This window comes from Ferroplasma sp. Type II (genome assembly GCF_000496155.1).
On record NZ_KI542807.1, the window covers coordinates 1 to 7,302 of the forward strand.

Annotated in this window: 8 protein-coding genes and 1 tRNA gene; 7 read left to right on the forward strand and 2 right to left on the reverse strand. The window is 35.7% G+C overall.

Annotation, left to right across the window (positions count from 1 at the left end):
* Positions 1 to 240 precede the first annotated feature (240 nt).
* Together gcvT and AMDU4_RS12625 are read left to right on the forward strand one after the other, a co-directional pair.
* Complete coding sequence (gcvT, locus tag AMDU4_RS12620; protein WP_021788325.1) at positions 241 to 1,371, forward strand: glycine cleavage system aminomethyltransferase GcvT; 1,131 nt, start codon at positions 241 to 243, stop codon at positions 1,369 to 1,371.
* Between the two features lie 312 nt (positions 1,372 to 1,683).
* Positions 1,684 to 1,755 (forward strand) — tRNA-Ala (locus tag AMDU4_RS12625).
* 30 nt (positions 1,756 to 1,785) lie between these two features.
* Here the strand turns inward: AMDU4_RS12625 and AMDU4_RS12630 are convergent.
* Entirely contained in the window at positions 1,786 to 3,147 is a 1,362-nt protein-coding gene (locus AMDU4_RS12630) for a transposase (RefSeq protein ID WP_021788326.1), read from the reverse strand.
* Between the two features lie 453 nt (positions 3,148 to 3,600).
* Here AMDU4_RS12630 and AMDU4_RS12635 point away from each other — a divergent pair, with 453 nt between their 5' ends.
* From AMDU4_RS12635 to AMDU4_RS12655, 5 genes are all read left to right on the forward strand, one after another.
* Positions 3,601 to 3,954 (forward strand): hypothetical protein, encoded by a 354-nt coding sequence (locus AMDU4_RS12635; RefSeq protein ID WP_021788327.1) that lies wholly within the window; start codon positions 3,601 to 3,603, stop codon positions 3,952 to 3,954.
* Between the two features lie 17 nt (positions 3,955 to 3,971).
* Complete coding sequence (locus AMDU4_RS12640) at positions 3,972 to 4,121, forward strand: hypothetical protein (RefSeq protein WP_290705362.1); 150 nt, start codon at positions 3,972 to 3,974, stop codon at positions 4,119 to 4,121.
* Complete coding sequence (locus tag AMDU4_RS12645) at positions 4,121 to 4,315, forward strand: hypothetical protein (protein ID WP_021788328.1); 195 nt, start codon at positions 4,121 to 4,123, stop codon at positions 4,313 to 4,315. The genes AMDU4_RS12640 and AMDU4_RS12645 overlap by 1 nt, the downstream gene beginning before the upstream one ends.
* Positions 4,316 to 4,742: 427 nt before the next feature.
* Positions 4,743 to 5,450 (forward strand): alpha/beta fold hydrolase, encoded by a 708-nt coding sequence (locus tag AMDU4_RS12650; protein ID WP_021788329.1) that lies wholly within the window; start codon positions 4,743 to 4,745, stop codon positions 5,448 to 5,450.
* 298 nt (positions 5,451 to 5,748) lie between these two features.
* Entirely contained in the window at positions 5,749 to 5,955 is a 207-nt protein-coding gene (locus AMDU4_RS12655; RefSeq protein WP_021788331.1) for a hypothetical protein, read from the forward strand.
* Positions 5,956 to 5,970: 15 nt separating this feature from the next.
* On the opposite strand, the gene AMDU4_RS12660 is transcribed toward AMDU4_RS12655, so the two are convergent.
* Entirely contained in the window at positions 5,971 to 7,137 is a 1,167-nt protein-coding gene (locus tag AMDU4_RS12660; RefSeq protein ID WP_021788332.1) for an MFS transporter, read from the reverse strand.
* Between the last annotated feature and the right edge of the window lie 165 nt (positions 7,138 to 7,302).

Consider the following 7,302-nt stretch of genomic DNA (forward strand, 5'->3'; position numbering starts at 1 on the left):
GGTATAAATAATAATAAATTAAAAAATTTATGGCTCGATAATATCTTTTTCTTTTTGTGTAATTCAAAGGAGATACATAAATAAATATAGAAGATTTTATTGTAATACCGTGAGAGATAAGGACATATATGATATGGATTATAAAGGAGAGGTGAATTTCCAGTGGAAAGTATTTATTTCTGGATATTATGGGAACAAAAAAATTTTAAATAAAAACACACATAATATTCATATATATAAATGGGGGAGAGGGGTGTATTTCCAATGGAAATGAAAAATGGTACCCCTATGAGAACTGCCCTTTACAATGAACATAAAAAAATAGATGCTAAGATGATAGATTTTCATGGCTGGGAAATGCCATTAGAATATAGCTCTATTATAAAGGAACACATGGCTGTTAGAACAGATGTTGGAATTTTTGATATATCTCATATGGGTGACATTGTTATTTCAGGTCATGATGCTGAGGCTTATGTAGATTATATCTTTCCATCGAAAGTTTCTGATTTAAAGGAAAATAAGTGTATGTATACTGCATTTCTTAACAATGATGGAAATATGATAGATGATACTATCATATACAGATTGTCCAGAGAGAAGTTTTTTTTAATACCAAATGCATCTAATATAGAAAAAATTTACAGATGGATGATAGATAATAAAAATGGTTATAATGTAAATATAGAAAATTATTCAAATCTTATAAGCCATATTGCAGTCCAGGGACCTAGATCAGAGGAGATAATAAGAAAACTCGGTATGGAATTTCCAGAAGCACTTACATTTATATATACTGATTCACAAAAACACAATGCTCTAACCGATAGTGGTGAAATAATAATCTCAGGGACTGGATATACTGGAGAGAGGGGTGTGGAACTAATAATTCCTAATGAAATTGCTGCTGACATCTGGAATAATCTATTAAAAGAGATTTATAAAATAAACGGCCTTCCATGTGGGTTAGGTGCCAGAGATACATTAAGAATGGAAAAGGGAATGCTATTATCAGGACAGGATTTTAATGAAAATAAGAATCCATATGAAGCTTCCATATCATTTATTGTAAACTTTGAACATAATTTTATTGGAAAAGAAATATTATTAGAACAGAAAACACAATATAATAATATATTTAGAGGTTTTAAACTGGAAAATAGGAATATTCCAAGAAATGGCTATGATATATATGTGAACGATAATATAGAAGGAAAAATAACCAGTGGAACTCTATCACCAATACTGAATATTGGTATTGGATTGGGTTATATTAATAAAGAATATAGCAAAACCGAAAATGAGGTTTTTATTAATATAAGAAATAATAAGGTAAAAGCGGAAGTTGTAAAACCAAAAATTGTGAAATAGTAGTATTATCTTATTTTTTAAAATATATATTATATATAATATATATTTTTAATTATTAATAATAAAATAAGTGTGTCGCTTTATAATATAATAATATAAACTTTTATATTTATTTATATAGTATATATGATTATTTTTATATATATTAATTAATTATAATTATTTTCACAGGATACCCATACACCTTTTTATGTTCCACTGGAAATGTACCTCTCCCCCTCCCTAAATAATTAATTTAAATCTTCATTATCAAATATTAAATTTTATTTAGAAACATTTAATAATTCTCGTTTAATTTCTATGAACTACAATGGGCCGGTAGATCAGCGGTAGATCGCCTGCTTTGCAAGCAGGAGGGCTCGGGTCCAAATCCCGACCGGTCCATTTAATTTATTAATTGAGTACCTTTTATCCTTAACTCGGAACTCTTTTAGGGAACAGTTCTGGTTCTAGCCCAAGGGTTTCTGCAAGTTCCCTGACTTTCTTTGGTATTTCCGCGACTATTGTTCGGTCACCCACATCAGTAAGATATATCTTTGATAACTGCAACAGTGCATCTTTCACGCTTATCCTGCTGTTTACCTTCCTGTTCTTCAGGAGTTTCAGTATACGGTAATAAGCGATCAGCGATATGAATGATACAAATACATATCCTCTCAGGGTATCGTCATCCCTCAGATATGGGGTATCTACCTGGAGAAGATTCTTGAAAACATCGAATGCCTCCTCAACATCGTTCCTGGACTTGTACAGCTCGAATATAACCTGTGGCCTATCCCTTGTGTTTGTTAAAATGGCTATCTTCCCTGCCTTATCAGTTGAGAATTTGGGATTCTTCCCTGCATCCATAAGGGAATAATACTCATTCTCCTCAGCAGCCCTGAGGAGGATATCCTCAAATATATGGACATCGTAATTGCCAACAGTTTTTGAGGAATATCTAATGGCTCTTTTCCTGAACATGAAGAAACCTTTCTGTTCTACTGAATAATCCGGTATCTTTGAGTCACGTTTCAGTGGCGTTATGAAATACATTCCATCGGTATTCATCTTTCCGAAATTGCCATCGTCAATGAATCCACGGTCCATAACAAAGAGTGTTCCGGGAGGCATCTCTTCCTCCGATTTTCTCAATGTATCAATATCTACTATGCTTCCAGGTACGAGGCGGATGTAACATGGCTCATTCCTCAATCTGGAGAAACCCATGATTATCCTTATCAGGGGAAGAAGCAGATCATTGTTGTTATGGCCAAATTCCGCCATTCTTATTCCTGAGGAATAGGAGAAGAGTGCAGATGTATCATATGCAACAATCTCATTCTTCTTCATGAGCTTCATGGATATATTCTTCTGCCCATTCTGATCCTTTCCTATGCGCTTCAGCATTGCAGAGAGTGATTTTGGCGATATCTCATGAATTGTTTTCGATAACCAGGTCTTCTCAACCCATGATTTGATGGATTTCAATGGAAGGGGGTAAATCAACCTGTTGAATGAAAAGGCAAGTATTTTCATGAGATCGTCCGGATATTCCTCCCTCAATGCCGATATCACATCATCCATGAGGGACCATGCAAGTTCAATATGCCCAATCTCGTATATTCCACGGACAGCAACAATATCCCTTACCCTTTTAGGATTCTCCTTATCCCCATTGATCACCTTTCCCACATACTTAGAGACCTTGTGCCTCTTCTTATGCTCTGAATCCCAGACCATTGAACTTTCGTAAACATACTCATATTTCCCAATCGGTTTTATTTCCTTTGTCATGTTCAGTATATAGGGAACACATAAAAGTATAAAGATATTGCGGTATTTACTGAAAAATAATTCAATTGTTCCCTAATTGAGCTCTGAGTTTAGGTTTTATGCTACCATTCGTTATGACTATGCAGCCGAAGTATATTTGAGAACCCGAAGGCGAAATCTGTCTTAACGGCAACAGTAGCTTCGAGGAATTTATGGCATTACTCTGACCTTACCAATATAACACCAATGGAAATCCTGAAGAAAGCCAGAGCCAACGACAAAGATTTCACTTACGAGTTTATGGATTTAGTCAGGGAACTTGAGAAGGAAGGTACGACACGCATCATGGAATACCTTGAGGAGCGGAGAAAGTCGGTAGAATAACTTACCCATAAATCCCTATTATTACAGTTCTATGTCAGAGGTGTCAAGAAGAATGCATTCTTGAGGACGACATTTGTAACGAGGGACACAATGGAAGCAATAGAGCAGGTAGGGTTGAAAATGAGACTGTATGTTTTAAGGGCATATTTCAGCACAGTATTGGATATTGCAGAATCCAAAGGTCTGATATCCCACCCATGGAGACAATTCATAATGTGTCACAAGAGTGATATCGAGGCCAAATATTCAACAAACAAGCGATTGCTGCCGGATATCATCAAGGAAATGATAGAATCATACAACAAATCCACAAAGTTTCTTGAAACAAGGATAAGCGATGTATCAGAGGAAAACGCAAGGCTGTATTTGCAGCAACAACTTTTTTCTGCTGTGGGATACAGGCAGGATGAGATTAATAAGATGAATCTTGCTGAGACAACATAGATGATTTCCAGAAGCTGTTGAGAGATAAGATCGCAGTAGCAGTGGCAAGCAATGGCTCAAAACAGAAGCTTGTTCCAATGAACGAGATAGAGAATCTTCTGGGTGAAGGATACGAGTTTCAGGTAGTACTGTCCAACAGAAAGGCTATAATGAGGCTGCCATTCTGATGAATGATGAGATAAAGATACCAAAGGAGCTGCCAAAAAACGAGATATGGGTAAATTACTTCATTGAAGGATTTCAGAGCATTTTTCATTATACACTTGCAGATCTCTGGGATGCTAGGGTGATCGGAATACTCAATATTTTCAACCCTCTTAGAATTACTCTAATACAAACCAAGCTGATTGATAAACTGTAGGAATAATTATATGGCGTCAAAATATGCTTAGGTATTTCTAATGTACATATTACGCCTAAAAGGTGTATAGGGCTCTTTTTCATCGTATGTACCTTTTTTTCTTGTAGTGAAAAAGAAAAATATGTTCCACTACGATATTAAGATATCGCTCAATTATTTATATCAATGAAAAACCACGAGAATTAAGGGATTCACTGAGATATGCCTATCAGAAATGTAGTGGAAATTCTAAGACTATTTTGATACCATATGAATAATTTGGGCTGGATACAGATACTGGAAAGTCATACAAACAGAGGAGGAGATGAAGCTGTTAGAGCTATAATCTCTTTATATATTCGTTGAACAAAACATTCATGTCCAATTCACTTCCATAAGCTTTATATTTACTATCATCCTAAAGCAAATCAAGAAGGGGCAAATACATATGTCAAAATTTGTGCTTGTACCGGGGGCTTGGCTGGGCGCCTGGGTATGGAGAAAGATCATCCCACCATTGGTCAGCGAAGGAAATGAAGTTTATCCAATAACTCTCACCGGAATGGGAGAGAGAGTACACCTTATTTCCAAGGAGATAGGTATGGAGACTGCAATCCAAGACGTTCTAAACGTCATAAAATACAACGACCTAGAGGATATCATACTGGTTGGACATAGTTTTGCAGGAAAAGTCGTGGCACCAGTTGCAGATCGTATTCCGAAAAGAATCAAATCGATCCTGTATCTTGATGCTGTGATACCAGAGAAGATAAGAACTCCTCAGGCAAGTTTCAATGCCTCAGATGAATTTGGAGCACTCACTGGGGGGAGTCTCGGAATTCCTTTCAATGAGGACATACTCAACCACATCGGACCCGATGTCCATGGAATGGATAGAAGCTGGATATTATCTAAGGCCACTCCTTGGCCGTTGAAGCATTCTACCGATCCAATTGTTATTTCTAAAAACTTTGACGCAATTAAGTGCACTTATATATTCTGCACCATGAGTGGAGGAGATCCTGTGAATGAAATCATTGAGGGAAAGTGGGGAGAGCTTTATGGTCCATATAAGGTAATGGATACTGGGCACTGGCCAATGGTAACCAAACCAGACGAGTTGGTAGAAAACATGATTGCCTTGGCGGAAACTTAGTGTTCTACGGACACACATTATCAACTGTGTGAGCGCTATGGTGTGAATGGTAATAATTCATACCCATTCCTTGAGTTGTGGTTATCTTTCCCAAATAGAATAGTATTAGATTTCTAACATTATTTCCCTTGATATAATCTATCATTTTCTTGTTATTTAGGTTGTTTTTCATATATCATTTAATCCAAATCCATACTGTATAATAGTGGTGTGCATATACACTAATATATATCATTCATAAGAAAGATAAAACAAGGAAATCGGGTATACTATGATGAGGTTGAGAATATCAAGGTAAATGGAAAAGTTGTGCAAAAGCATATTAGCTACATTGGAAAGAGTGATTGAATACATACTCCATCATGACGGAACTGGAGAACCCGGCAGTGAGATTGTATTCATGGTAAAGGATAAATATAATGTCCAAACTAGAACAAAAAATAGTATGTTAGAATTTAACACAAACGAATTACTGGTAACAGCACTTTTTACTAAAACACTCTAAAGTTATTAGTAATATTTAGATTAAATCTTTAAAATCCCTGCCTGGTATCAATATGATTAATCCTGCCACCATCGCTATTATTGTTGCATAGAGATAAGAATAAAAAGGATCAAAATAATAGAGAAAACCCATCATTATATTCCCGAAGAAAAGACCGGCACTTCTAGATGCGGTGAGTGCTCCCATTCCCCTGCCATGTTCACTTCGTGGCTTGACTATGGTTATTAAATTAGGTTCCAGCGTGCTTATTGTCCCTACAGCCATTCCAATTAAGACTACTGCAAGGAACATTATAACCACACTTAAATGATATACATATGCCAATCCCAGAACTATTGTGCCAATTCCAGACAGTATATATCCTATAAATGCCAGTGAGGGTATTAACTTAATTTTTCTGGATCCCACTATATATCCAAATAGAGCTGATGCAAGCAAGAAAAATAAATAAGAGGCAAAACCCAACGCATCGTTCTGAGCTGTAGCTATTGTAAGTATTGGAAATCCCAAACTATAATAACTGAATCCATAAAGACCAGTTGCCAATATTACGCCATTATAAGTGGAACGTTTGATTTTAGCCCTTGGAATATCATTTTTTTGTAATTGTTCCTCAATTTTCCTTGGTCTTTCTTTAACAAAAATTAATAATATTGTTGCCACGAATATTGGTATGGAAGTTAAAAGGATAATATCTGAAAGCTTCATGTTTAAATGTAAAAGTATAAGGAGGATTGTTATTGATGCTACTCCGCCTCCAACATCCAATGCATTGAGGAATCCAAAGATTCTCCCTCTTGTTGAATCACTTGTCTCATCACTCATAAGAGCTTTTCTCGCAGGAGACCTGAAATTCCTGGACAGCCATCCAGTTGTAAATAGAGTAGAGCTTTGAATAAAATTACTTGTAATTCCACTAAGTGAGAGAAATGGTATAAATGCGTTCCCGATTATGGCAATCTTCTTCCTCCCATATATATCCGAGAGCCTGCCTCCCACATATCCAAAAAATGCTCCCAGTCCATATGAAATACCCATAATTATTCCATAAACGTAAACTGGTGCATGAAAGTGGAGAACTAAAAGCACAGGCAATACCGCTAAAACTGCCTGATATCCCATATCTGAGAAGAATGCGGAAAAAGAGATTAATAAAACATTTCTATTAATAAAATTGTCCATAACACAATGAAAATTATCCTTTCTATATAAACATTTCATATTTGTCTATGGCAATTATATACAGTTGATGCTATAATATTATTTTATATAATTTCTTATTGAAAACACAGGGTATAGAAAGGTTTATATTGTATTACGTAATTACCAGTTATGACAATAACTACG